Source organism: Chryseobacterium sp. ISL-6 (assembly GCF_018613715.1).
Classification (GTDB): domain Bacteria; phylum Bacteroidota; class Bacteroidia; order Flavobacteriales; family Weeksellaceae; genus Chryseobacterium; species Chryseobacterium paludis.
The window spans coordinates 456,180-479,570 of sequence record NZ_JAGGPT010000006.1; the positions used below are offsets into that span (position 1 = coordinate 456,180).

Annotated in this window: 23 protein-coding genes; 7 read left to right on the top strand and 16 right to left on the bottom strand. The window is 34.0% G+C overall.

Going from position 1 to position 23,391, the window contains the following annotated elements; all coding sequences use genetic code 11:
- Position 1 precedes the first annotated feature (1 nt).
- The 4 genes from J7E44_RS12960 to J7E44_RS12975 all read right to left on the bottom strand — a co-directional run bounded on the left by J7E44_RS12960 (position 2) and on the right by J7E44_RS12975 (position 5,888).
- Positions 2-1,393, bottom strand: coding sequence for a TolC family protein (locus tag J7E44_RS12960; protein ID WP_214830416.1), 1,392 nt, complete (start codon positions 1,391-1,393; stop codon positions 2-4).
- Between the two features lie 101 nt (positions 1,394-1,494).
- Positions 1,495-2,850 carry a sensor histidine kinase gene (locus tag J7E44_RS12965; protein WP_214830418.1) on the bottom strand — a complete coding sequence of 452 codons (1,356 nt, stop codon included), beginning with the start codon at positions 2,848-2,850 and terminating at the stop codon, positions 1,495-1,497.
- Positions 2,847-3,539: a response regulator transcription factor gene (locus J7E44_RS12970; RefSeq protein ID WP_214830420.1), complete on the bottom strand. Its 693-nt coding sequence runs from the start codon at positions 3,537-3,539 to the stop codon at positions 2,847-2,849. The genes J7E44_RS12965 and J7E44_RS12970 overlap by 4 nt, the downstream gene beginning before the upstream one ends.
- Before the next feature lie 153 nt (positions 3,540-3,692).
- A complete protein-coding gene (locus J7E44_RS12975) occupies positions 3,693-5,888 on the bottom strand; it encodes a glutamine synthetase III family protein (protein WP_214830422.1) in 2,196 nt (731 codons plus the stop codon).
- A gap of 215 nt (positions 5,889-6,103) precedes the next feature.
- On the opposite strand from J7E44_RS12975, the gene J7E44_RS12980 reads away from it, so the two are divergent.
- From J7E44_RS12980 to J7E44_RS12990, 3 genes are all read left to right on the top strand, one after another.
- Positions 6,104-7,795 (top strand): DUF6909 family protein, encoded by a 1,692-nt coding sequence (locus J7E44_RS12980; protein ID WP_214830423.1) that lies wholly within the window; start codon positions 6,104-6,106, stop codon positions 7,793-7,795.
- Between the two features lie 217 nt (positions 7,796-8,012).
- Complete coding sequence (locus tag J7E44_RS12985) at positions 8,013-8,480, top strand: DinB family protein (RefSeq protein WP_214830425.1); 468 nt, start codon at positions 8,013-8,015, stop codon at positions 8,478-8,480.
- Positions 8,481-8,613: 133 nt separating this feature from the next.
- On the top strand, positions 8,614-10,458 hold the full coding sequence (locus J7E44_RS12990; protein ID WP_214830427.1) for a M1 family metallopeptidase: 1,845 nt from the start codon (positions 8,614-8,616) through the stop codon (positions 10,456-10,458).
- 77 nt (positions 10,459-10,535) lie between these two features.
- On the opposite strand, the gene J7E44_RS12995 is transcribed toward J7E44_RS12990, so the two are convergent.
- Positions 10,536-10,718, bottom strand: a complete 183-nt coding sequence (locus tag J7E44_RS12995) for a bacteriocin-like protein (protein WP_214830429.1) — start codon at positions 10,716-10,718, stop codon at positions 10,536-10,538.
- A 241-nt stretch (positions 10,719-10,959) separates the two neighbouring features.
- Between J7E44_RS12995 and J7E44_RS13000 the strand changes: the two genes are divergently transcribed.
- From J7E44_RS13000 to J7E44_RS13010, 3 genes are read left to right on the top strand one after another with little or no spacing between them, the layout of a single operon-like run.
- Positions 10,960-11,721, top strand: coding sequence for a type III pantothenate kinase (locus J7E44_RS13000; protein ID WP_214830431.1), 762 nt, complete (start codon positions 10,960-10,962; stop codon positions 11,719-11,721).
- The gene (locus J7E44_RS13005; protein ID WP_214830433.1) at positions 11,718-12,248 is read left to right on the top strand and encodes a GNAT family N-acetyltransferase; all 531 of its coding nucleotides are present in this window, start codon (positions 11,718-11,720) and stop codon (positions 12,246-12,248) included. The genes J7E44_RS13000 and J7E44_RS13005 overlap by 4 nt, the downstream gene beginning before the upstream one ends.
- A 56-nt stretch (positions 12,249-12,304) precedes the next feature.
- The gene (locus J7E44_RS13010; RefSeq protein WP_214830434.1) at positions 12,305-13,255 is read left to right on the top strand and encodes a hypothetical protein; all 951 of its coding nucleotides are present in this window, start codon (positions 12,305-12,307) and stop codon (positions 13,253-13,255) included.
- A gap of 2 nt (positions 13,256-13,257) precedes the next feature.
- Here J7E44_RS13010 and J7E44_RS13015 read toward each other — a convergent pair whose 3' ends face one another.
- The 11 genes from J7E44_RS13015 to J7E44_RS13065 form a co-directional block, all read right to left on the bottom strand.
- Positions 13,258-13,689, bottom strand: coding sequence for a nucleoside deaminase (locus tag J7E44_RS13015; protein WP_214830436.1), 432 nt, complete (start codon positions 13,687-13,689; stop codon positions 13,258-13,260).
- On the bottom strand, positions 13,689-14,318 hold the full coding sequence (locus J7E44_RS13020; RefSeq protein ID WP_251040571.1) for an energy transducer TonB: 630 nt from the start codon (positions 14,316-14,318) through the stop codon (positions 13,689-13,691). The genes J7E44_RS13015 and J7E44_RS13020 overlap by 1 nt, the downstream gene beginning before the upstream one ends.
- A 56-nt stretch (positions 14,319-14,374) precedes the next feature.
- Positions 14,375-15,295: a helix-turn-helix transcriptional regulator gene (locus J7E44_RS13025; protein ID WP_214830438.1), complete on the bottom strand. Its 921-nt coding sequence runs from the start codon at positions 15,293-15,295 to the stop codon at positions 14,375-14,377.
- A 314-nt stretch (positions 15,296-15,609) separates the two neighbouring features.
- Positions 15,610-15,780 carry a hypothetical protein gene (locus J7E44_RS13030; RefSeq protein WP_214830440.1) on the bottom strand — a complete coding sequence of 57 codons (171 nt, stop codon included), beginning with the start codon at positions 15,778-15,780 and terminating at the stop codon, positions 15,610-15,612.
- Positions 15,781-15,972: 192 nt separating this feature from the next.
- Positions 15,973-16,530, bottom strand: coding sequence for a hypothetical protein (locus J7E44_RS13035; RefSeq protein ID WP_214830442.1), 558 nt, complete (start codon positions 16,528-16,530; stop codon positions 15,973-15,975).
- 1 nt (position 16,531) lies between these two features.
- A complete protein-coding gene (locus tag J7E44_RS13040) occupies positions 16,532-17,215 on the bottom strand; it encodes a hypothetical protein (protein ID WP_214830444.1) in 684 nt (227 codons plus the stop codon).
- A gap of 78 nt (positions 17,216-17,293) precedes the next feature.
- Complete coding sequence (locus J7E44_RS13045) at positions 17,294-17,869, bottom strand: DUF2589 domain-containing protein (protein ID WP_214830445.1); 576 nt, start codon at positions 17,867-17,869, stop codon at positions 17,294-17,296.
- A 406-nt stretch (positions 17,870-18,275) separates the two neighbouring features.
- On the bottom strand, positions 18,276-19,313 hold the full coding sequence (locus J7E44_RS13050) for a patatin-like phospholipase family protein (RefSeq protein ID WP_214830448.1): 1,038 nt from the start codon (positions 19,311-19,313) through the stop codon (positions 18,276-18,278).
- Positions 19,314-19,503: 190 nt separating this feature from the next.
- Entirely contained in the window at positions 19,504-20,004 is a 501-nt protein-coding gene (locus J7E44_RS13055) for a M15 family metallopeptidase (protein ID WP_214830450.1), read from the bottom strand.
- Between the two features lie 233 nt (positions 20,005-20,237).
- Positions 20,238-20,849 carry a YdeI/OmpD-associated family protein gene (locus J7E44_RS13060; protein WP_214830452.1) on the bottom strand — a complete coding sequence of 204 codons (612 nt, stop codon included), beginning with the start codon at positions 20,847-20,849 and terminating at the stop codon, positions 20,238-20,240.
- Between the two features lie 4 nt (positions 20,850-20,853).
- Complete coding sequence (locus J7E44_RS13065; protein WP_214830453.1) at positions 20,854-21,981, bottom strand: serine hydrolase domain-containing protein; 1,128 nt, start codon at positions 21,979-21,981, stop codon at positions 20,854-20,856.
- Between the two features lie 98 nt (positions 21,982-22,079).
- Between J7E44_RS13065 and J7E44_RS13070 the strand changes: the two genes are divergently transcribed.
- Positions 22,080-23,381 (top strand): M48 family metalloprotease, encoded by a 1,302-nt coding sequence (locus J7E44_RS13070; RefSeq protein ID WP_214830455.1) that lies wholly within the window; start codon positions 22,080-22,082, stop codon positions 23,379-23,381.
- Positions 23,382-23,391: the final 10 nt, after the last annotated feature.

Here is a 23,391-nt window from a genome sequence, read left to right on the forward strand (position 1 = left end):
CTTACAGCTCGCTTTCAAAAACGGTAAAATCACCTGTAGCTGCCGCCTTTAGTAATAAGGCATTCCAAACGTTGCTGATGGCGATATCTCTGTCTGTCTCTGCTCTTATGAGTGCGTAAATTGATTGGGAAAGATCAACCAGATCAGTTAATCCATTTTTATATAATACAGAGCGTTGGATATAAGCATCGGTTGCTGATTTTAATTGGGCTGGAACCTGGTCATATACAGTAAGCGCGTTATTCCATTTGTTTTCAGATAAATCTAATTGTGCTTTAAGCTGTTGTTCTGCAAGATCATATTCGTGTTTTAACCCCTGACTTACATAATCCTGTGCACTGATTTCTTTTGATAGTCTGAAGGTTTGTGTAAAATTCCAGGATACACCCAAGCCGATCAGATAATTGCTTCTGGTAGGATGAATTCCATCCCAATAAGAAGTGGAGTAGTCATTCTGATTCTGTGCATATCCATTTCCAAACCCCGACGCTCTAGTCTGGATAATACCAACCATAGAAAATGAGGGGTAATATTGAGTTTTCAGAAATTGTCTTTCCTGTTCACTCACATCGATACGGCTCTTGTAAAATGCTAAAAGGGGATGATCTTTTAAAACAAATGTTTTTTCTGATGGAAGATCTACGGGGACCCTTTTGAGAATAGTACTGTCCAATTTAAATTCCTGAGCCGGAATTCCCATAAGTTGTGCTAATTTATTCTCCTGTTCCTGTTCATTGTCCTTGGCTTTTGTGTAGGTGATCATAGCATTTGCATAATCAGCTTTAGCAAGAGATAGATCAACACCCGGAACGAGCCCGTTTTTTTCTTTAACCTCAACAATTCTTCTTATAGTATCCGTTCTTCCTACGTTTTTTTTGTAGGATAACTTCAACTTTTTAGCTGCCAGTACATTCAGATAAGCGGCGGCTACTTTTATTTTGTGTTGAAAGATTTCATCAGAAAGGTCTCTGGTGTCTCTTTGGTTTTTAAATTCAGCAACTTTAACCCTTTGTTTGGCTTTACCAAATGAAAAGAATTCCCAGTTGACATTTGCAAGGTACAAAGCACCAAAGGATGCATTCCAATTTTGCTCCGGTAGTGGAAGACCGGATGAAGCGACTCCATAACCTCCAAACCCATATAAAGGTCCATTCTGGCCATTCACTGTTCCAAAATCCTGCTGTACACTTAAGTTAAGGTTGGGCAGATATTGCCTCTTAGCCAATTCTACAGATTCCTGAGAGGATAGACGATAGGATTCTTTTGCTTTAATGGTTCCATAATTATGAACCGCTGTTTCAAGCGCAGATTGTAGTGAGATGACTTCCTGCGCACTCACTTTGTTGATTAAAAAAATCGTTGAGATGGATAGAATAAAAGCTCTTAAAAGCATCGAGTATAGTTTTTTCTTTATTCAAAGTAAAAAACATATTTTGAAGCAAATTTGAAGTTCTATTTAATTTGATCAAACGTCCTATTTGAGAAGGTGTTTTTTTATTCTGCAAAATTAAAGTTAGGCTGTACGCTTCCAATTTTTGTCAAAGGATTTTTACAGATTTTAGCAGGAACAAAAAGAACATGATTTTCTATACTGCTAAAATATACTGTAATGCTATGCCATCCATCTACGAAATCATAATAAACCGGAAATGCATTAACCTCACAAATTTGTTTTACAATAGACAGCCCCAATCCAATACTTTCAGTGGACTGATTGCTTTTTTTAAATCTTTTAAAAAGTTCCTGGGTAGGGATATCCGGAGGTAAACCAGTGTTGCTGATTTGAAAAAACTGACTGGTAAGGTTAATTTCTATATTGCCATTTTTTAAATTATGTCGAATAGCATTGGATAAAAGATTACTTAAAAGTATTTCTGCTAGTGCAGGGTGGATTTTTATAAATACATCTTTTTCGCAATTTCTGTTGAGGGTAATATTCTTCAGTGCTATATGGTCAGAATAAGCATTTATGGTTTCTTTTTCAACCCTGCAGAATTTTAATTTCTGTTCGGTTAAAAATTCATGATTATTAAGTTTGGTAAGTAGGATCAGTGAGCGGTTGATCCTGCTTAGCTTATCAATGGAATTTTGAATATCCGTAAGCAAGGCAGCTTGTTTTCCATTAATTTCTGTTTCTGCCAAAAGTTCAATTTTACTCTGTATAATAGCTAAGGGAGTTTGTACTTCGTGAGAAGCATTTTCGCTGAATTCCTTAACCGAAGCATAGTCTTCTATCGCTTTGTCAGTCATTAATCTAAGAAACTCGTTGAGCTTTTTAAATTCATTGGTGCTTGTCGGTAAAAGATCCAGAGGTTCTTTTTTTTGGATATTAAAATGATGGATGTTATCAATGGCGTGATGAAAGGGTTTGAGGATGTACCTTGATAATATTCTGGCAGTAACAAAAACAATAAAAGTGATGAGTAATACTTTTAAAATTAAGGCACTTAACATCCCTTGCATAATTTGTTCTGTAGACGTAATATAGCTGTAGGAAGAGATTTTGTATGTTTTATTTGCGGCTGTTACAAAGGAATTGATCTGTATTTTACATTCGTTACGGGAAATTCCATTGTTATCAAGACAGGTGTGTATAATTTCAGGGTTTGTGGGAACGATACCACTTCCCGCATATGGCTTGATGGATATAGGTAAACCCTGGGATGTTTTTTCCGGGGTTTCACCTCTTTTTAATTGGGAAGCTACATAATTATTCACTGATCTCAACCGTTCTATTTCTACATTATCCAATCGTTTTTTAATATTGGTGTAAGAGATATACATACTGAGAGGGGTGACCAACAGTACAATAGCGATAAACCAAATGGATATTTTGTTTAATAAATTCATGAGCTCGGGTATTTTAACGCATTAAATTTATATCCCAATCCGTAAATAGTTTCCACGTAATCATTACCCTGTGCCGTAGCTATTTTTTTTCTGAGATTTTTAACATGTTGATATACAAAATCAAAATTAGCTAAATTATCAGTATAATCACCCCAAAGATGATTGGCAATTGACTGTTTGGATAGAACCCTGTTTTTGTTTACTAAAAAATAAAGCAATAGTTCAAATTCTTTTTGAGTGACTTCTAATCTTGTTTCATGAATGAAAACTTCAAAAGTATCGGTGTTCAATAGAATCTCATTAAATTTTACATCATTATACCCGTCCATTTTTTTTCTGCGGTAAACCGCTCTTAACCTTGCGTGCAATTCAGGTAAGTGAAAAGGTTTGGTAATATAATCATCGGCTCCTTTTTCGAGACCTTTAATTTTATCATCTAATGCATCCTTGGCAGAAATGATTAATACACCACTGTTGATCTTCTCATTTTTGACATGATTCAGCAAATTAAGGCCATTGCCATCCGGCAGCATAATATCCAGTAATATACAGTCATAAGTGTTGAAGCTCAGGCGATCCAAAGCTTCATTATAATTATAGGCACATTCGCAGATGTAATGCTCTTCTTCAAGATAATAGGTCATGCTCTGAGCAAGTTCTTTATTATCTTCGATGATCAGGATTTTCATGAAGTACAAAGTTAAAACTAAATCTTATATCAATTTTGAAGTTGTGTAAAATATTGTTTTTTAGGTCTTTAGTTTGTCTTGTTTTCGATAACGGAAATAAAAAAAACTCCCCGAATATTCGGAGAGCTTAACTAATATGGAACTTTATAAATATTATTTTGTAAATAACATTTCTCTGTATTTCGTCATTGGCCAAAGTTCATCATCCACCATCATTTCAAGATTGTCTGAAGCTTCTCTGATTCCATCAAATAAAGGAATTACTTTACTACAGTACTGCTCTGCTTGTTTTTGGCTGTCAGAAACCGCTTTTGCAGCTTCTCTCGCAATGATAAGTTCTTCAACACCTAACTTGATTTTAGAAACATTCTCAGAAATATGAGTGATCAGGCTCATTTGCTCTTTCGCTAATACTTTGAATTCTTTGTCTCCAAAAATTTCTTTAAGACCTTTTACGTTTTCAATTAATCTGTTTTGATATTTTAAAGCTGAAGGAATAATATGGTTTCTAGCAATATCACTTAAAACTCTTGCTTCAATATCAATAACTGTTGAATATTTTTCAAGTTTGATTTCATTTCTAGCTTCTACTTCTCTATGTGTAAATACTCCTATTTCTTCATATAAAGCTAAAAACTTCTTATTCATTTCTTGTTTTAAAGCTTCAGGAGTGGTTTTCCAGTTATTCAAACCTCTCTTTTTAGCTTCTTTTGCCCAATCATCAGAATATCCGTCACCTTCAAACATAATGTTTTTACATTGTTTGATGTATTCTCTTAGGACGTTGAAGATCGCTTCGTCTTTTTTTAATCCTGTTTCGATAAGCGCATCAACTTCTTTTTTGAAATCATTTAGCTGTTTTGCAGCAATGGTATTCATTACGGTCATAGATTCTGCACAGTTTGCAGAAGATCCTACCGCTCTGATCTCAAATTTATTTCCTGTAAATGCAAATGGAGAAGTTCTGTTTCTATCCGTGTTATCCAATAGGATTTCAGGAATTTTTCCAACTACATTTAATTTTAATTCTGTTTTTTCTTCAGGAGATAATTTCCCGCTTGTTACTTTTTCAAGCTCTTCTAAAACTCTGAACAGCTGACTTCCAATAAATACTGAAATAATTGCCGGTGGAGCTTCATTAGCACCTAATCTGTGGTCATTGCTTGCAGAAGCAATACTTGCTCTTAAAAGGTCAGCATACTCATGTACTGCTTTAATGGTATTCACGAAGAACGTTAAGAACTGTAAGTTTTTCTTAGGATTCTTTCCTGGGCTTAGTAAGTTTTCTCCTGTATCAGTAGCAAGTGACCAGTTGTTGTGCTTCCCGCTTCCGTTCACTCCTGCGAATGGTTTTTCGTGGAATAAGATGTGGAAATGGTGTTTGTGAGCAACTCTTGCCATGATGTCCATCAATAAAGAGTTGTGGTCTACAGCAACGTTTACTTCTTCAAACATTGGAGCCAGCTCGAATTGGTTAGGAGCTACCTCGTTGTGTCTTGTTGTTACCGGAATTCCTAACTTCATACATTCTATTTCCAGCTCTTTCATGAAGTTCATCACTCTCGTTGGGATAGATCCGAAATAATGATCATCAAGCTGTTGTCCTTTTGCCGGAGAGTGACCTAGTAAAGTTTTACCTGTCAATACTAAATCCGGACGGGATTGAAATAATGCTGAATCAACTAAGAAATATTCTTGCTCCCATCCTAAAGTAGGAGTTACTTTTGTTACGTTTTTATCAAAATACTGCATTACGTTTGTTGCAGCTTCATCCACGGCATTTAGAGCTCTTAATAAAGGAGCTTTATAGTCTAATGTTTCTCCTGTGTAAGAAATAAAGATAGAAGGGATACAAAGTGTAGTTCCCATAATGAAAGCTGGAGATGTAGGATCCCAAGCGGTATAGCCTCTTGCTTCAAATGTATTTCTGATTCCTCCGTTCGGGAAAGAAGAAGCATCCGGTTCTTGCTGGATAAGCAGGTTTCCACTGAATCTTTCGATTGCTCTTCCACCTTCGATTGGTGTAAAGAAAGAATCGTGCTTTTCCGCAGTTGTTCCTGTTAAAGGCTGAAACCAGTGTGTGTAGTGTGTTGCCCCTTTGCTCATTGCCCAATCTTTCATAGCTACAGCTACCTGATCTGCGATGTGTCTCTGGATTTTAGTCCCTTTTTTTATAGCATCCATAATAGAGTTGAATGCTTCTTTCGTTAAATATTCTCTCATTGTTACTTCTGAGAAAACATTTTGACAGAACAGTTCTGACAATTTTGCAGGAACTTCGATAGAATTATCCTTTCTAAAGTCCTTAAATGGTAATGTTTCTAACGCTTTGAATCTTAAAGTTGACATAATAGGGTTAATTTTACAGGGCAAATTTACAAAAAAAATGAATCGAAAACATTTTAACCCTAAAAAATATAGGGGTAATATGAAAAAAAATAATTTCTAACTGTTGATTGAGCTTTTAGAAGATGTCGTAAAAACTAATATTGATAAAATGCTTGTTAAAAGATACTTAAAATAAAATTGACCAAAGAGTCGTATATTTGTGTGAAATTTATTTTATGACAAATTCTAGAGCAAGAGAAACAACAGAGGCTATTGAAAGATTATATATTTCTATGAGACATTTGTTTTATAGAGGGTTTTTTAAGCCAGGGGGTGTTTCAGGAGAAAGTATCAGAAGTTTGTTAAAAACAATCAACCCTGAAATTTATGGTACCATGAATGTTCCCAATAAATTGGAGCTTGATGGTTTGATGTATGTTTTAGACAGACTTCCTGAAGGAATTGAGGAATGTGCTTTTATTCATCTTACATCAGATGAGGGTTTTGATAAAGGAAGTTTCGAACCTATTGTTCCTAAAAAGAGAAGGAGAAACTGTTATAGAATAGATGAACACCAGATGAATATTGAAGTTCTTTTGGGACGTTCAGAAATCTATGATATTCTTACTCACTTAACATTCTTATTTATTGAAGCCGATAAGATCCGTAATCTGGCTTTCATTCAGGATGAAAACTGGAAACCTACGCGGGCTTTTAAAATTATCGAAGAGGTAGTAAAAGGTGAAAAGAAATTTAGCAGAAGGGAAAAAGAAGTAGCACTTATTCATTTGTCTTCTTTAATAGGAAGAACTTTTGAGGAAACATTAAGGGCTTATAATACTTTTGGTGATGATGAAAATCCTGATCGTTTATTTAAGATCATTTACAACTTAGGAAAAGTAAGTTTAGATGATGCTAAACAAAGCAGAGAAAGAGAAATTCATTTCAGTGCTATATTAAAGGAAAGAGTAGGGCATCATTATTTTGGAGAGAAGTGGGCAAATAAAGTGAAGGAGATTTTATTTGAAAATAATCTTCATATGCGTCCTTTGCATATTATTTCAGCGAATATGCACTCCGTAAAAAATATGTTGTATGCCAATGATGCTTTGAAGAAAAAAGATCATAAGGAAGTAGACTATAAATTATATGGTGAAATTTCTGATAAAAAAGATCTTCGTGATAAAGTTTCAAAATATGCTGCTGATCAAGGATTGATTTATATAGACGACAAAAGTGGAAGTAATATAGATGTTCAGATCATTGATTTAAGTAAAACAGAGCTTAAAAATACACCTTTCGGACATGCAAAATATTCAGGAGATGATGTAATCATGGTTTTTGACTATGCTTTCGGGGAACAGGCTTTTGAAGTAATGGATGAGCTTTTAAGACCTTTCGAACATACAGGAGAAGTCTATATGATGAAAGTGAAATCTGTTTCTATCATGGGTAAAGCAGGAATCCTAAATGGAGCAAAAGGAGATATTATGATTCCTACTTCTCATATTTTTGAAGGGACAGCAGATAACTATCCTTTTGAAAATGCTCTAAAGCTTGATGATTTTAAGGATGATGAACTGAAAGCTTTTGAAGGGACAATGATTACCGTTTTAGGAACTTCGCTTCAAAATAGAGACATTTTATCTTACTTCATGAATACTTCATGGAAAGCGATAGGTCTTGAAATGGAGGGTGCACATTATCAAAAAGCAATTCAGGTAGCATCTAAGATCAGACATCATATTGCACCGGATCTTTTTGTTTGCTACGCTTACTACGCTTCGGATAATCCATTGGAAACGGGAAGCACCCTTTCTTCTGGAGGTTTAGGACTTACCGGAGTGAAGCCAACATACCTCATCACTTTAAAGATCCTTGAAAAGATCTTACAAAGCGGAAAGAAAGAAGTTTCTTCTAAAAAATAATTTAATTTAAAATTAAATATAAACCTCAGGTGTGTATGCATTTGAGGTTTTTTGATTTTAAACACGGATAGCATTAATTATTTTCACAAATAGCACGAATATATTTGTGTTTAAACCGTGTAAGTATTTGTGCCATTTGTGGTTAAAAAAAATCTCTGTTATCTGCTAAATCCGCGAGATTTTAAATTTAATTATCTTTAGATACAAAATTTTAAAAATGAGCTCAGTAATACAACTATCAAAAAGATTCAGGGAAGTTTTACTTGATGGATTTTGGATTGCCAATACCAATTTTAAAGATCAACTTTCTGATGTAACCTGGGAACAAGCAACGAGAAAAGTTGGTTCTCTGAATACCATTGCGGCTTTAACCTTTCATATTGATTATTATATTGCAGGAATTGTTAATGTATTTGAAAGTGGGGATCTTGAAATAAGAGATCAATTTAGTTTTGATCTTCCTCCTATTGAATCTCAGAAGGATTGGAAAGAATTATTGAATAAGCTGTGGTTAGACTCCGAGAGGTTTGCTACATTGCTTGAACAAATGCCTGATGCTAAGCTGGATGAAGTTTTTGCAGACGAGAAATACGGAACGTACAGAAGGAATATCGATGGAATGATTGAGCATAGCTACTATCATTTGGGTCAGATTACTTTGATAAAAAAACTGATGAATCCATAACAATAGATTTCCATTCAGAATCATTTTCTTAATATGCGGGGAAATAGAATTAAATAAGATGAAAATCCTATATAACTCCGCATTTTTGAGGATTTTGGATAAATTACTTACCTTTAAAAAAAATAAATTTTAAATGAAAAAGTCGATTGCAATCATTTTTGCTTTTATCATTTCACAGCTTCAGGCCCAACAAATACCTTATTATCAGCAGGCTGCGAAGTACAAGATGGATATTGATGTTAATGCAGAAAAATTTACTTACCAGGGAACCCAGACATTAGAATATTCGAATAACTCACCGGATGAACTTAATGTGGTGTATTTTCATTTATATTGGAATGCTTTTAAACCTAACTCAATGATGGATCAAAGAGTAGCAGGTCAAGGTAAAAATGGTGATTCAAGATTGCAAAAGGACGGAGTTTCAAGATTAGCTTCTATTCCTAAAGATCAGGAGGGAGCGCAAAATATACACTGGATCAAACAGAATGGGAAAGACCTGAAATTTGAAATCCAGGAAACAATAATGAAGGTTTATCTGAGTGAACCGATCAAGCCAAACTCTACGACATCTTTCACTATGGAATGGGATGCTGTGATTCCACAACAGATTCGAAGAAGTGGACGAAATAATAGAGAAGGAGTAGATATGACCATGACGCAATGGTATCCCAAAATTTCAGAATATGATTATGATGGATGGGCTACATTTGATTATATAGGAAGAGAGTTTCATGCACCGTTTTCAGACTTTGATGTTACCATTAAAATAGATAAAGATTATGTAATAGGAGCAGGAGGAATCCTTGAAAACCCTACGGAAGTAAAAGGCTATGATGCCAACGCAAAGATTAAAACTGAAAAAAATAAAAAAGCAATATGGAAATGGACTGCTAAAAATATTTTGGATTTTGCATGGAGTGCGGATAGAGATTACGTTGTTAACGGTTTTGATGTTCCAAATGGGCCAAAGGTATTTTTAGTATATCAGAAAAACGATAAAACTAAAGTTTGGGGTGAAGCTCAACCTTATGTTACTAAATATTTCCAGATCATGAATTCGCATTTTGGAAAATATGCCTATCCTACTTATGCTTTTATCCAAGGTGGAGATGGTGGAATGGAGTACGGAATGTGTACCATGATTTTAGGGGAATCAAAAGATATGGAAGATTTAATGGGATTAATGGCTCATGAAGGATCACATTCCTGGTATCAGCAAATGCTTGCTACTAATGAATCAGTTCGTCCGTGGATGGATGAAGGATTTACAAGTTATGCAGAAGGCTATGTAATGAATCAGCTATTTCCTCCAAAAGATAAACTTCCTAATCCTTTTGTTGATAGATTAAACGCTTATAGAAGTTTTGTGAAAAAAGGAATTGAAGAGCCGGCTGTATGGTTGGGAGACCATCATGATAACGGGACATCTTATACTTTTTCTACCTATGTGAAAGGAGAGCTGTTTTTGGTTGAATTAGGATATATAGTTGGTGAAGAAAATCTTTCGGAGATTCTGAAGCAGTATTTTGATAAATGGAGTTTAAAACATCCTACAGATAGGGATTTTCTTCATATTGCGCAGAAAGTATCCGGAATGGATCTGAAGTGGTTCCATCATTACTGGATCAATACCACAAAAACTATTGATTATGGAATCAAAGATGTGAAATATGATGCAAAGTCTACCACTGTTACTTTGATTAATAACGGACAGGTACCTATGCCTATTGATTTCAGCGTTGTGACGAAAGATAAAAAAATTGTTACTTATCAAATTCCTACTAATCTTACGCATACATGGAAACAGAAAGATGCGTATGGGGATTTTAAGACAATGAATTACTGGCCATGGACTCAGAAAGAATATACCCTGACGATTCCTTATTCTAAATCTCAGTTAGAGGTTTTAGGAATCGATTTTAGTCAGCGGTTAGCTGATGTAAATATGGAAGATAATTTTGTTGAAATTAAATAAAACAAAGAAAAATAAAAGAGGAGTATTGAAAAATACTCCTCTTTTATTTTAATATAATATTGAGAATGACTAAATGGTTACCATATTACAGGTGAACCACAATCCTGGATCGAAACTCTGCAGTTAGGAACAAGGCATGGGTTAATAGGGCATTTGGTACCTGGGCACAATGCCGGTACACCACTAGGCATAGGACAAACTACATCTCCGCCTGTTATAGACTTTAATGCACTTCTTGACATTTTCTTTAAATTTTTCATATTATTTTCTTTAAATTGATTGGATAACAAATGTATTTTAAAACAGTCCCTCGTAACAGGATGAATATATAAGTGTTTCATTTGATTTAATAAATGCAGCTGTATAGCTCTTAACTGTGATTTTATAAAATTATATAGCTGAATCTCATTTAATTGAGATAAAATTAATTTGTATTTAATTTTTTAATTGTAAAGGTTTATTTTTACAGTTATTTTCAAACCCTTTTAGTTTAAAGAATAAATGAATTCTATCGTTATAAATATAGGAAACAGCAATATCAGATTTGGACTTTTTGATGATGATAACTGTGATATTTCATGGGTAATTAATACAAAGCCCTATAGAACGGCTGATGAGTTGTATGCGCAAATGCTCATGCTTTATCAGACTTATAAGATCGAACCTAAGGATATAAGCAATATAATTATTGGTTCAGTAGTGCCTCAGCTTACCAAAGTAATGAGCTCAGCCATAAAAAAAATTCACGGTATTCTTCCTGTAATTGTTGATAGAAATACCCCTTCTGAAGTACAGGCAAAATCTAAGCAGATGGGAACTGATATTTATGCTAATCTTGTTGCGGCACACACCATGTATCCCGATCGCAAGAAAATTATTATTGATTTTGGAACGGCACTTACGGCGAGCTGTGTTACAGAAACAGGTGAAACCCTTGGGGTTATTATTGCACCAGGAATTATAACCTCATTAAATTCTTTGATCAGTCAAACCGCCCAGCTTCCTGAAATTGAATTGAAGAAGCCGAAATCGGTTCTGGGGCTTGATACTGTAACGTGCATGCAAAGTGGAATGGTATATGGGTTTCTGGGGATGGTAGAAGGCTTCGTAGACCGTATTAATGAAGAAGTAAATGATGACTGTTTTGTGATAGCAACAGGAGGTGTTTCTCATGTTTACAAACCATTAACGAATAAAATACATATCACAGACCGACTTCATACACTAAAAGGATTGTATTTTTTAGGTAAAGATAGATCATGAAAGAATTCCCAATAATAGAGACAGAAAGACTTATTCTTTCAGCATTGAATACGGAAGATATTCCTTATGTTGTAGAATATCTGCAGGAGAAAGTTTTTTCGGAACTTACTTCCAATATTCCGTATCCTTATTCTGTAAAAGATGCTGAATTCTGGGTGAAGATTTCCCACGAAGCTTTTGAAAATAGATCAGGATACACTTTTGCGATTCGAAATAAAGAACATAAGATAATTGGTGCTATTGGAATTCATGATAGGGGTGATGATAAAGCAGAATTAGGTTATTGGCTGGGCGTTCCATTTTGGAATAAAGGCTATGTAACAGAAGCGGCATCAGCTGTTGTTGATTTTGGCTTTAAAGAATTGGGATATAATAAAATATTTGCTACTCATTTTTTTCACAATCCATCTTCAGGCCGTATCATGCAAAAGATTGGAATGGAGAAGGAAGCTATCTTAAAACAACATCTCAAGAAGGATGGAGAATATTTTGATATTTCCATGTATTCTATTTTTAAGAAAAAGTAGCTTTATTTGATTATATTAGAGATGGCTTTCTATCGAAGGCTCATTAAACTAATACTATGAAAAAAATAACTATTTGTTTTTTCTTATTATCTCTTTTTATTATCAATGCACAGACAAAAGTAGCTGGGACTTATCATGTTAGTTCTGGAAATCCAGATGATGGGGGATATCACTGGATGCTTTTTGAGAATCATAATTTTGCTATGGTTACTTTTGGGCAGATCATTGCCGGAAAATGGAGTATAGACGATAAAAATGTAATTTCATTTACCCCATCTACTCCTAAATTTCCCTTCGATGTTTATGGCAGGTATGATTCCGCTCTTAAAGGAACAAAAATTATGTTTGATAATTTTGATATCAATGCTAAAACGTATATAGGAGATACCGATCAGGGAGTACAGCCCATTTTAGGTGAAAATGCCAATTGTCTCCCATATCCATTGCTAAAGGAGTTCAATAAGGATTTTAAAGATCTTGTTTTATCAGTGACTATGTTTGATCAGACAAAGGAAACATTTTATGTGGCAGAAAATAAAAAATATAATGATTTTATTATTATGTATTATTCATCTGCAACAAGACTGCGCCCATTTACTGCACGCCTGAAAGGGGGTCAATTGTATTTCAGAGATGATAACCGTCCTTCTTCTCCAAGAAAAGATATTAGTCCAAAAGAATTAAAAGAGATGGGAAAATTTGTTAGCGAGGGTGTATCAGCGGTTTCAAAAGAATTTATTATCAGTAATAAAGCCTACAATATTGAATCTTATGGGCCAGGAGAAAGGAGCGCGGATTTAGATGAAGAAGCTTATTTAAAGTACAATTACAATTATAACGATGCAAAAGAAATTTATACAGCAAAAGAGCCAAATGCCGTTTCAGAAGATGATGCATACCACGATCTGAATACCTTATATAAATATCGTAGAATTGAGTTAAAACCTAATCAGAATTCATATAAGAAAATAGAGAAGAGTATCTTCAATATTACCTGTAAGGACTAGTCTTATCTTTTTGATTTAAAAAAATCTTTTACAATACCGGAACATTCATGTTCCATAATTCCTGTTACAATCTCCGTTTTAGGATGAAGACTAAGGTGTTTATTAATAAAGCCCCTTTGCTCATCTCGTGCTCCAATTACCACTTTGGAAATTTGTGACCATGAAAGAGCTCCTGAACACATTACACAAGGTTCTAATGTAACATATAATGTACAGTTGATAAGGTATTTTCCTCCCAGGAAATTGGCTGCTGAAGTAATGGCCTGCATTTCTGCGTGGGCAGTTACATCATTAAGCGTTTCCGTCAGGTTGTGTGCTCTTGCAATAACACGGTTATTGGAAACCACCACGCACCCAATAGGAACCTCATCTTTTTCAAGAGCAATTTCTGCTTCCTGAAAAGCCATTTTCATGAAATATTCGTCCGTAAACATTATTCAAAACTCATAGTTAGTGGAAGCTTAAATCGATATCTCACAGGATCTCCATTGATAATAGCAGGAGAAAATTTTTCTGAAAGAGAATATAGTGCAATTTGAGCTTGCCTGTTGAAGGTAAAATTGTCGCCTTGTGCTTCTACATTGCTGATAGTTCCATCTTTTTCTACGATGAAAGCTACAGTGGCTTTTACTATTTTCGTTTCGGAAAGAACGCCATCTATATAAAAAAGGTGGGCCACTTCCTTTCGCAATGCATTAATACCTCCCGGATAATCTGCAGATTTATCTGTAATAGGAAAGATATCTGGGGCTTTTTCCGGCGATATCGTTTTGTTTTCAAGCTGTAATCTGTTGAGATCTTCTGTGTTTTTTATTTTTAACAAAGCGCCTATTAAAGCAACATTCTCAATGCTGTCCATCTTTTTCATGAAAAAAAGAAAATCCTGCTTAATGGAAGCTTTTTGAAAATTGCCTGTCTCAGCATCAAACTTTTTCTTAAATTCAGTATTCAGCATACTGCGATGCTGGTTATAGTAAGATTTCACAAGCTTAAATTCTTCCTTTTGTTGAGAAAAGAAAACCGAAGAAATAAAGCAACATAAAAAGAGAAATAAAGATTTCAATTTTGAGATATTTATGTAAAAATAGTCAAAAAAAACTAAAATTAAATGAAACTAATTTAGTCTTCAAGATAACTATTTAAAGATTCTTTTAAATGATTACGGATGTCGTCAACTAAAGATATCGGTTCTAAGACTCTGACCTCTTTTCCATACGAAAGGATCTCCTGCATAAAGTCATAAGTTGGATGAAGGAAGAATTCAAAATAGATGTCTTCAGGTGTTTCTTTAGTTTCTTTTTGTGATTGATGAAGCGGAAAACTTTTGATATATTCGCCTTGATGGCGGGTACATTTTAGGGTGATTTTTTGAGGCTTCTGCTCAGTTAAGTTCATTACTCCAAAAGCATTTTTAAAATACTCCCTGAAATTGTATTTATATTTTTCACGGAATTTAGTTTTACTGACGTCAAGGTAATTGATCCGATCAAGTCCAAAAGACTTTAAAATCTTATCCTTGGTATCAATAGCGATGAGATACCATCGGTCTTTAGATTCTTTTAAAGCCAAAGGATGTACTTTTCGGGAAGTCATCAATTTGTTTTTATAGTTGTAATGCTCAAAAGAAACGACTCTTTTATTTCGAATGGCGAAGAAAAGATCATAAAAATGATCTACTCCAGTTGGCTTTCGGGATTCAAAAAAGATATAATCCGAAAAATCAGGGTGTAGATTTAGAGCATTACTAACCTGAAAAGATTCAAGTAATTTTTGATTATATTCATCCACCTCCATTGTGGGACGGCTTTCAATGTAATAACGGTTATCACCTTTTTTCTTATTGTGAATGGAAAGGTTAAAGAGGTCAGATATCTCCCGGATATCTCTCTGCAATGTGCGGATCGAATAGCTTTTTATATCCGCATCCTGAAATTCAAAAGAGTTTAAAAGATAATCCTCCAGCTGCGAATAGGTAGCGGGTGCACTTTCTAATTTTTTAATGATTAAGGCGTATCTTGTTAAATAAAAATCTTTTTTCATTCGGATAATTTTATGGCTATAGTTTCTTTTTTGTTTTTTTAATCTAACACCTGACGTGTCTCATTTTTAGTTTTCTAAAACAAATATAGATTCTTAATACGACAAAATATGTCGTGTTTTATTTTTGTGGATAAGTTTTAAAGAGGCTTAGCTCATTCTTAATAAATATAAAGATATGAGAATTTCAAATATGTTTATTTTTAAAAAAGTTCCGGCTATCCAATACTTGTGAATGGTGATTCAAAGGCATTATGGAATTTGGTCTGAAAGAATTATTGGATAGCTCCAGAACTTCACTAACTAATACGTTTTTATTAATAAATATCATCTTCAAGGATTTCATTTTCAAAATCTTCCTTGAAGAAAACTTCAATATCATTGAGATAGTTTTCATAATCTATCTCCACGTTTTCGATGTCACTCCACTCAATAGTGTAGAGATCTTTATCGAAAATTATATCTGAACTGTGATTTGGTGTTTCCATGTTGGGTGTTTTAAAGGTTGAACATATTTCTGGCTGTCCAGCATTAATTAATGTTGAATTCAATGGCTTTTAAAAGTTTTTAAAGATTGTTTTTTGTGTCTTGGTTTATATTTCAAAAGTAGGAGCTAGTGGCGTCAAAACTTGACGTGTAAAAAAAAATAACTCAAAAAAAATGAGTTATTTTTTAAATTTTTAAGAAAAATCTTCCAGATCTATTTCATCAGCAATAAGCATAATGATATCCATTTCTGAAAGCATTGATTTGAGTTTCACTCCTCCTATTTTAAGGTCATTATCTGAGAGAATATACCACCATACCTTTTGAACAAAATCGTGGAAGTCCATCTCATTGGTGTAATGTAGGCCTTTTTGCTGTGCTGTTAATGCTAATATTTGTTTCGTGATATCCCTACATTCATTCATCTTTCCTTCATGTGGCAATAAAACATTAATTACGCAGTTTTGCGCATCATAAAGAAGGTTAGCTGCAATTTTTATTTGATTTTTTTTAGTATTGAATCCTCTTTCATCACTAAATTTTCCTGCTAATATTTTTGCTCTGAATCCCGCAACTTCTGAAACTTCACTTATGTTGTTCGTGGAAAAAATTTCTTCTATAGATTTTAACCAGGATAAAATTTTGTCAGTAAAGAAAGGGTCTTTTTTTTCTAGATAAGAAACGATCTTCGGAAATTCCTGTAATTTCTCTTTTAATTGAGAAACCAATATAAATTGAGATTTTTTTACCATATTATTCAGGGATTAGCGTTTCTATGATGTTTCCATTAATATCTTCATATCTCGACCATTCCATGCCAGCTTCACTTACACTCATTTTTGCATAGATCAGACATTTTGCATCTAAAGCCATTAGTTTGCTGGCTTCTACAATAATCTCACGATCTTCAATTTTTTCAATTACTTTTCTCGCTTCAAAAATAGTTCTGTTAGAAATACTCTGCTGAAAAAATTGTGGATTGGTCAGTTTCCATCTGAAATTAGGCAACGATTGGCAAAATTCCAATGTATATTGGGGAATGGGATCAAAATATTTGATCTGTGAATCTGTAATCGTGGTAGTGTTCTCTTCTTTGATTTTTTTGATGGCATCATTATAAGTAACTTCAAGGTCGACCAAAAAAGCTTTAAGACTCTGATCACTTTTTATATCAGAAGGGTCATAATCTGTTTTAGCCACTTTTATAATTTCATCGTAGGCGAAATCTCTAAAAATCATTATAGGTGAATTTCCAGCGGTAGCAAAAGGAATTGTAAGATCTACAGTTCCAACCTTCATTCTTGGAATAGAAAAATGTTTCAATAAATCGTCTTGAGCATATTCCTTAGCGATCTGTACAGTTTGTAAGTCTGCCATTTTTCTGGCAGAAGCAATTTCAGAGACTATGCCTCCCAAATATTCGTTCAATTTCGGCATGATAATTTTTTTTATTTATAAAAAGTTGGTTGAAAAAGGATGGCTGCCGAAGCAACCATCCAAAAATAAATAGGGTTTTTAAACTGCTGGTTCAGCGGCTTTAGCTACAATAGCATCTTCTAGCATGTCCATAATTCTTGCAAGACCGGCAGGTAACTCATCATTTACAGCTTTTACATGGACACCTAAAGTGTACGTTTTCTCTGTAGTTGATGTACTTGAATTGGTCTTTTTATAAGAAGCAGAAGCATTGAATTTTACTTTCCAAATTTTTCCGCTTACAGAAGCACTTCCTGTGAATTCACTTGAAATAGCTTGAGTTTCCACTGAGTTTAATTTTGCGTTAAAATCAATCGTCATCTCATCAATTCTTAATGCAGGAATTGTAAGCATTGAAAGAAACGGAACCTGTAGTGTAACAGTAGAATCTATGATAGCACCATTTTCACCAGGAACCGACTTTTTATATTTAAAATCTACATATCTAAGCTCTGAAGGAGCTGTCGGGTGATTGGCAGGGTTGAAACCTACCTCTTTAATGAAGTTTACTTGCGAAATAGATGCATCGTGTTGCGCTTTAATAGCTGCCTGCATAGGCCCACCGATGTAAACACTAAAATCTAAACTGTTTAATTCTTGAACTAAATTTGCCATAATTTAAAAATTTTAAAGGTTATTAATAATTGGTTAATAATATATAGTAGTGCTAGCAGACTAATATTCAGTTAGGGTAATACATATCCTGTTCAGTGTTTTTTAGGTACTGAAAACTGATAATTAATTAAAAATTAATTTGGATATTTTTAAGACTGGAACAAGTTTACTTAGTTCTTGTTTCCTTGGTTATTTTGTTACTTCAAAGATAGTTTAAGGTGGCGCCAAAACTCGTCGTGTTATAATTTTCTTCCATTATTATTTTGTTTTATTTTGGTCTTATTGATACTTCAAATATAACTTCGAAAAGCGCCAAAATCTGGTGTGTTTTTTATTTAATTAAAAAAATAGGAATCTATTAATATAAGCTCATAAGCTTATTTTAGTCTAATATAAGCTTTTTAGCTTATATTTTGTTTCTGATGAGTTTTTGTACAATCTGATTCAATGTTTCTCTATTATCATCTATATAGCTTAATCCAGCTTGTATCAGATTTTCGATATTAGAACGTCTTACATTATCCATTGCAGGAGAAGCATTTTTTAAGGATGGATTGATCCGATAATAATTCTTCTGATTTCTCAAACCCAATGTCTGAAACATCTGGCAAAGTTGGTAATCAACAGTTTCTGCATTAGCAGACATCAAAATATCAATAATAGGAGTTACCCAGCCAATTTTTCCGGCTTTTTCTAATTTCTTAAAAGAATAGCTGCGGGATTCAATTCCTGTTCCTATAGATATCATGATCATATCATTTACTGTAGGGTGATTGGCTTTCTGATGGTTTCTCAGCACTTCCGCAAAAGGGATCTTTCTTGCTTCCGCATAAGCACAAAGTGCAGGGTTGTTCGCAAACATCCCACCATCAATAAGACTGAATAATTGTCCATACATCGATTTGATCTGTACAGGACTGAAATAGGTAGGTGCTGCTGAAGTTGCCCGGCAAACATCTTTTACATAAAAGTTGTCCGTACTTAAGCTGGCTTCCCATGAGTTAAAAAGTTTAGCCCTTCTGTTTTCAATATCATAACTGGTAATCAAACAAGGTTTTATTAATTCTTTTAATTCAAGATGTCCAAAAAAATCATTTAGATTTTTTTCCAGTGCTTCTTGGGAAATCTTTTCGTTGAGTAAGCCAAACGGATTTACCAGTTTCTCCCAAAAAGAAACCTGAAATATGTCGCCACCTTTTTCAGCATATAATTCTAATCCTTTCTGAATAGAGTATTTTGCTTTTCGGTGTTCATCCGGGCACAGTATAATAGAAGCAATGAGTCCTCCTGTGCTGCTTCCTGCTACCAAATCAAAATAATCGCCAAGTTTTGCATTGGGTTTATCATAATATTGTAGTTGTTCTTCTATGTAACGTAAAATAATACAGGTGATAATACCTCTTATTCCGCCGCCGTCTAAAGAAAGAATGGTTGTCTTTTTCATGTGATGGTATTAATTGTTAAAGCGACACTTACAATCTTTAATGTTTAAAACCAAGGTTCATTTTTCTAGATAAAACAATTATTTTTGTCATGTAGATTTCATTGTTTTTTATTGTTTTCTTGTAAAGCAAAGGTAGATCAGGGAAGCGACAGAACTTGTCGTATTATAATTATTTTCAAATAAAAGAGAATTATATAATGATATATCCGCTCTTATCCGCAGGCATTTTAGCCAGGGTTCTCCAGGTAGTTTTTATAAGGCCTTTTTTTGTTAAAATGTTCTTTTTTTCAAAGTGCGGAAGGTCTTTGAATGTTTTCCAGTTTCCACCCCAGTCCCAACCATGTTTGGCAAAAATCTTTACACATTCATACCAATCCGCAACACCATCATTGTCCCAGTCTTTTGCAGTATCCCAACTAACTGCTTTTCCGTCGATCATCAAACAAATGTCAACCGCTAGCCCATAATTGTGAATACTTTGCCCTGCTTTGGCATTGGTTACTTTCTTTCCCGTCGTAAGTCTTCCGATCGCATATAGTTTTTCCTGCTCTTCAAAAGATCTCAAACCTTGGGTAATTCTTACTTTAGCTCTGCCAGCAAGAGCTTCATCACATTCTTTAATAATTTGTTTTACTTCCTCTCTTACCAAAGGGTGAAGCTTTTCTATCCGTTCTAAAGTCACTTTATCCATAATACAATTTTTAGTCTTTTAGGAAACAAAAATACATATGGATAGCGCCAAAACTTGACGTATTTAAAATAGAATTAACTTGTTGTATTCATTAATTACGTCGATTTTGAACTGTATGATTTATAAACAGATGCGTGCAATTATTGGAGCTTTCAAGCTTCTCAAGAACATTGCGCTTGTGAAAAATAATTGGAGTTTTACCAGGATGATAATATTATAGTATGGGGATCTTTTTATTTTTTTTCATACTTCCAATTGCGGGATTTACCTTCAGATATCCATTCCAGAGCCTGTTCCATTCTTTTATTACGGGTAACTTCTGTTTTAGCTTCAGAAATCCATAGGATATATTCTTTTCTGAAAGAAAGTGAAGCCTTCTGAAAAATATCTAAAGCTTTTTTGTTTTTGTCCAATGCTTTTTGAAGATCATCCGGAATGGGAACTTCAGTTTTCGAAACAGGTGCTTTTTTCATAGTAACACCCATATCCATAAGATCCATCGCTTCTTTAATTGCTTTTTTCAGTTGAGGTTTTGAGGGCAAATCTTCTATTTTTGTAATTTTTCCTAAACTAAACATCGAGTTTTTCTCAATAGTCTCTGTGATTTCCTGCATTGTTTTCATTTCTTTTTCAAGCCAGAATCCAAAAGTACAATGCTGTTTGAAGGAGGCCATAGCACAAAGATTTTTTCCTTTGTAAAGAAAATGAGGGAAACCCCATTTTATAGTTTCTTCAGCATCGGGACAGAATTCATGAATGATTTCACGAAGGTAATTTAAGATAGGTTTGGCAAAATCCTGAGATTTTTCAATATATAAATCAATTTTAATGCTATGCTTTTCCATAATCCTATTGAAATAATTTTACGGTTTCATTTACAAGAAATTTTACCTGATCAGGTCTTCCTCTGTCATTTTTAGGTGAGTTTTCGTAGCTTCCGGTTCTTACAATAACCATATTATGATCAGGTATCATAATGATATATTGACCCTGAAGTCCTAGAAAATAATAGTGTTTAATGGGATTGTCATGATTGATCCAAAGTCCCATTCCGTAAATGTTATCCGATTTTTTTGTAGGTGTTCTCATCTGCTCAATAAATTCAGCATTGAGAACCTGAATACCATCAGCTTTACCATGGTCTAAAAACAGTTGACCTAGTTTGGCAAAATCCCGGGTATTAGAATGTATGCAACAGTATGTTTTTTCCATTCTGCTGTTATCTACGCTCCATTCTGCATTTTGTTCCATTCCCAAAGGAATCCAGAATTTCTCTGATAAATAACTTGCTAGTGTTTGGTCTATTGATTTTTTTATGGCAAAACCTAATAGTTGTGTCGAACCACTTTGATATTCAAACTTTGAACCTGGCTCTGCTTTAAATCTTTTTGTAAAAGTAGCTTTTATAAGACTCCTCCCATAATAAGCTTTTGCATTGGGACGAAAGGGATTTTTGTAATCTTCATCCCAATCCAGACCAGACTCCATCTGAGCAAGATTTTTTAGGGTAAGCTGATCGCCAAATTTTTTGTTTTTGAAATCATCGAAAAGATCTGAAAATTTCTGGTCAATATTTTTTATTTTACCTTCTTCTAAAGCTTTCCCCAAAAGCATTACTGTAACAGCTTTAGCCATAGAGAAAGAGTTAGTTTTAGATAGTTGATCATATCCGTTCCAATATTGCTCATGAACTAATTTGCTGTTTTTGATCACTAAGAAAGAGGCCGTATTAGAATGGATGAGGTTGTCAACTATGGTTTTAGGTAAGTCTGTTTTGTTGTATAATGGATCTTCTTCCCAAAGCTTTGGTGATTCTGTTGCAATGATATTACTGGGAAAGAGTTTTCCATCATCAATGTTTGCGCTTGACCTGCCTTTAAAATACGTTTTAGCAATTCCACTGAATAAATAATCGTATCCGAAAAGATAAGAAAGAGCTACTGTGGCAGCTGCTCCGCCAATAATATATTTTAGCATTTTTGTTTAAATGTGTCTTTAACAAATTTAAAATAAATTTAGCATGAAAATAAAAATCTATTGGCAAATAAGTTATTTTTGCGCTTATTGAAGAAAAGATGATTAAAAGATTTATTGTATTTGCATTGTTCATATTTTCCATAAGCTGCTTTTCACAGACTTATAAAACAATAGATACTGCAGACTATAAAGAAAGGATAGCCTTTTTAAAGACATTTAATGCAAATAATGAGCTGCTGATTAAAAATCTAAAAAACAGTTACTCAGGAAAGACGGGTTCAGAATTAGCTAAAATTTATAAAGAGATAGGGGCTGATTTTGAAAAACAGGTTAAAAATAAAGACTTCATTTTCAAATCTGAATTTGATCCTACGATTAAATCTTTAATTCAGCGTTTGAGAAAGAATAATCCGCAAATCCCCACAGATTTAAAAATATTGATTGCTAAAGATAATACTCCCAACGCTTATTGTCTTGCAGACGGGACTTTCGTAATTAATATAGGTTTATTTAACTGGCTGGATAATGATGACCAGATTGCGTCAGTGATTTCGCACGAATTGGGACATAGAATTGAACAGCATTCTCTGAAGGCATTTGTAAACTATATCACTCAGGATGAAAAAGATAAACTCACTGTCAATAATCTAAAATCAGCGAAAGTAAACCTGAACCAAAGGGCTTTCGACGTTTTGAAGAACAGGATGTATAAAAAAGGAATAGAAAAAAGAGGGCATGAGATGCAGGCAGATTCTTTAGGTTATACAATCTTTAAAAACAGTGATTTTAAAAAAGAAGAATTTGTAAATGCCCTATTACGGCTTCAGGATTTTGATACCATTTCACCAAAGGTATTAAAGCTAGAGACTTACAGGAAGTATTTTAATCTTCCCAAGCAGGAGTTTAAGGAAAAATGGCTTAAAAAGGAAGATTTTTCGATATATGATTACAATCATTTTAAAGAAAAACTAAATAAGGATTCTTTAGCCTCTCATCCTGAAATTACTTTACGGATAGAAAAGCTTAAAAAGAGATTCCCGGAATTAATCGTTGCTGCATTGCCGGAAAAGGCTTCTGAGTCATTTGCTTCACTTGAAAAAATCGCAAGTATGGAAATCTTACCTGATTTTTATCACTCTGAAGATTATGGATTAGGAGTGTATACAAGTCTTCAATTCTTACAGGATGGCGTAGAGGAAAAATATTATAAAAGCTGGTTGGGGAAATGCTTTGCTAAGATTTATGAAGGCCGGAAAAATTATAATCTCAACAGATATCTGGATCGCGTTGATCCCAAAAATCAAAGTGAAAGCTATCAGCAATTCCTTAATTTTATGTGGAACCTCAGTTTAGAGGATATAAAAAATATAGCTGATTATTATCAAAACAAAGAATCCTGATCAAATCAGG

What these genes read in the sequence shown, in the direction of transcription:
- J7E44_RS12960 (WP_214830416.1), bottom strand. Translation starts at nt 1,393, where the DNA reads ATGCTTTTAAGAGCTTTTATTCTATCCATCTCAACGATTTTTTTAATC.
- J7E44_RS12965 (WP_214830418.1), bottom strand. Translation starts at nt 2,850, where the DNA reads ATGAATTTATTAAACAAAATATCCATTTGGTTTATCGCTATTGTACTG.
- J7E44_RS12970 (WP_214830420.1), bottom strand. Translation starts at nt 3,539, where the DNA reads ATGAAAATCCTGATCATCGAAGATAATAAAGAACTTGCTCAGAGCATG.
- J7E44_RS12975 (WP_214830422.1), bottom strand. Translation starts at nt 5,888, where the DNA reads ATGTCAACTTTAAGATTCAAAGCGTTAGAAACATTACCATTTAAGGAC.
- J7E44_RS12980 (WP_214830423.1), top strand. Translation starts at nt 6,104, where the DNA reads ATGACAAATTCTAGAGCAAGAGAAACAACAGAGGCTATTGAAAGATTA.
- J7E44_RS12985 (WP_214830425.1), top strand. Translation starts at nt 8,013, where the DNA reads ATGAGCTCAGTAATACAACTATCAAAAAGATTCAGGGAAGTTTTACTT.
- J7E44_RS12990 (WP_214830427.1), top strand. Translation starts at nt 8,614, where the DNA reads ATGAAAAAGTCGATTGCAATCATTTTTGCTTTTATCATTTCACAGCTT.
- J7E44_RS12995 (WP_214830429.1), bottom strand. Translation starts at nt 10,718, where the DNA reads ATGAAAAATTTAAAGAAAATGTCAAGAAGTGCATTAAAGTCTATAACA.
- J7E44_RS13000 (WP_214830431.1), top strand. Translation starts at nt 10,960, where the DNA reads ATGAATTCTATCGTTATAAATATAGGAAACAGCAATATCAGATTTGGA.
- J7E44_RS13005 (WP_214830433.1), top strand. Translation starts at nt 11,718, where the DNA reads ATGAAAGAATTCCCAATAATAGAGACAGAAAGACTTATTCTTTCAGCA.
- J7E44_RS13010 (WP_214830434.1), top strand. Translation starts at nt 12,305, where the DNA reads ATGAAAAAAATAACTATTTGTTTTTTCTTATTATCTCTTTTTATTATC.
- J7E44_RS13015 (WP_214830436.1), bottom strand. Translation starts at nt 13,689, where the DNA reads ATGTTTACGGACGAATATTTCATGAAAATGGCTTTTCAGGAAGCAGAA.
- J7E44_RS13025 (WP_214830438.1), bottom strand. Translation starts at nt 15,295, where the DNA reads ATGAAAAAAGATTTTTATTTAACAAGATACGCCTTAATCATTAAAAAA.
- J7E44_RS13030 (WP_214830440.1), bottom strand. Translation starts at nt 15,780, where the DNA reads ATGGAAACACCAAATCACAGTTCAGATATAATTTTCGATAAAGATCTC.
- J7E44_RS13035 (WP_214830442.1), bottom strand. Translation starts at nt 16,530, where the DNA reads ATGGTAAAAAAATCTCAATTTATATTGGTTTCTCAATTAAAAGAGAAA.
- J7E44_RS13040 (WP_214830444.1), bottom strand. Translation starts at nt 17,215, where the DNA reads ATGCCGAAATTGAACGAATATTTGGGAGGCATAGTCTCTGAAATTGCT.
- J7E44_RS13045 (WP_214830445.1), bottom strand. Translation starts at nt 17,869, where the DNA reads ATGGCAAATTTAGTTCAAGAATTAAACAGTTTAGATTTTAGTGTTTAC.
- J7E44_RS13050 (WP_214830448.1), bottom strand. Translation starts at nt 19,313, where the DNA reads ATGAAAAAGACAACCATTCTTTCTTTAGACGGCGGCGGAATAAGAGGT.
- J7E44_RS13055 (WP_214830450.1), bottom strand. Translation starts at nt 20,004, where the DNA reads ATGGATAAAGTGACTTTAGAACGGATAGAAAAGCTTCACCCTTTGGTA.
- J7E44_RS13060 (WP_214830452.1), bottom strand. Translation starts at nt 20,849, where the DNA reads ATGGAAAAGCATAGCATTAAAATTGATTTATATATTGAAAAATCTCAG.
- J7E44_RS13065 (WP_214830453.1), bottom strand. Translation starts at nt 21,981, where the DNA reads ATGCTAAAATATATTATTGGCGGAGCAGCTGCCACAGTAGCTCTTTCT.
- J7E44_RS13070 (WP_214830455.1), top strand. Translation starts at nt 22,080, where the DNA reads ATGATTAAAAGATTTATTGTATTTGCATTGTTCATATTTTCCATAAGC.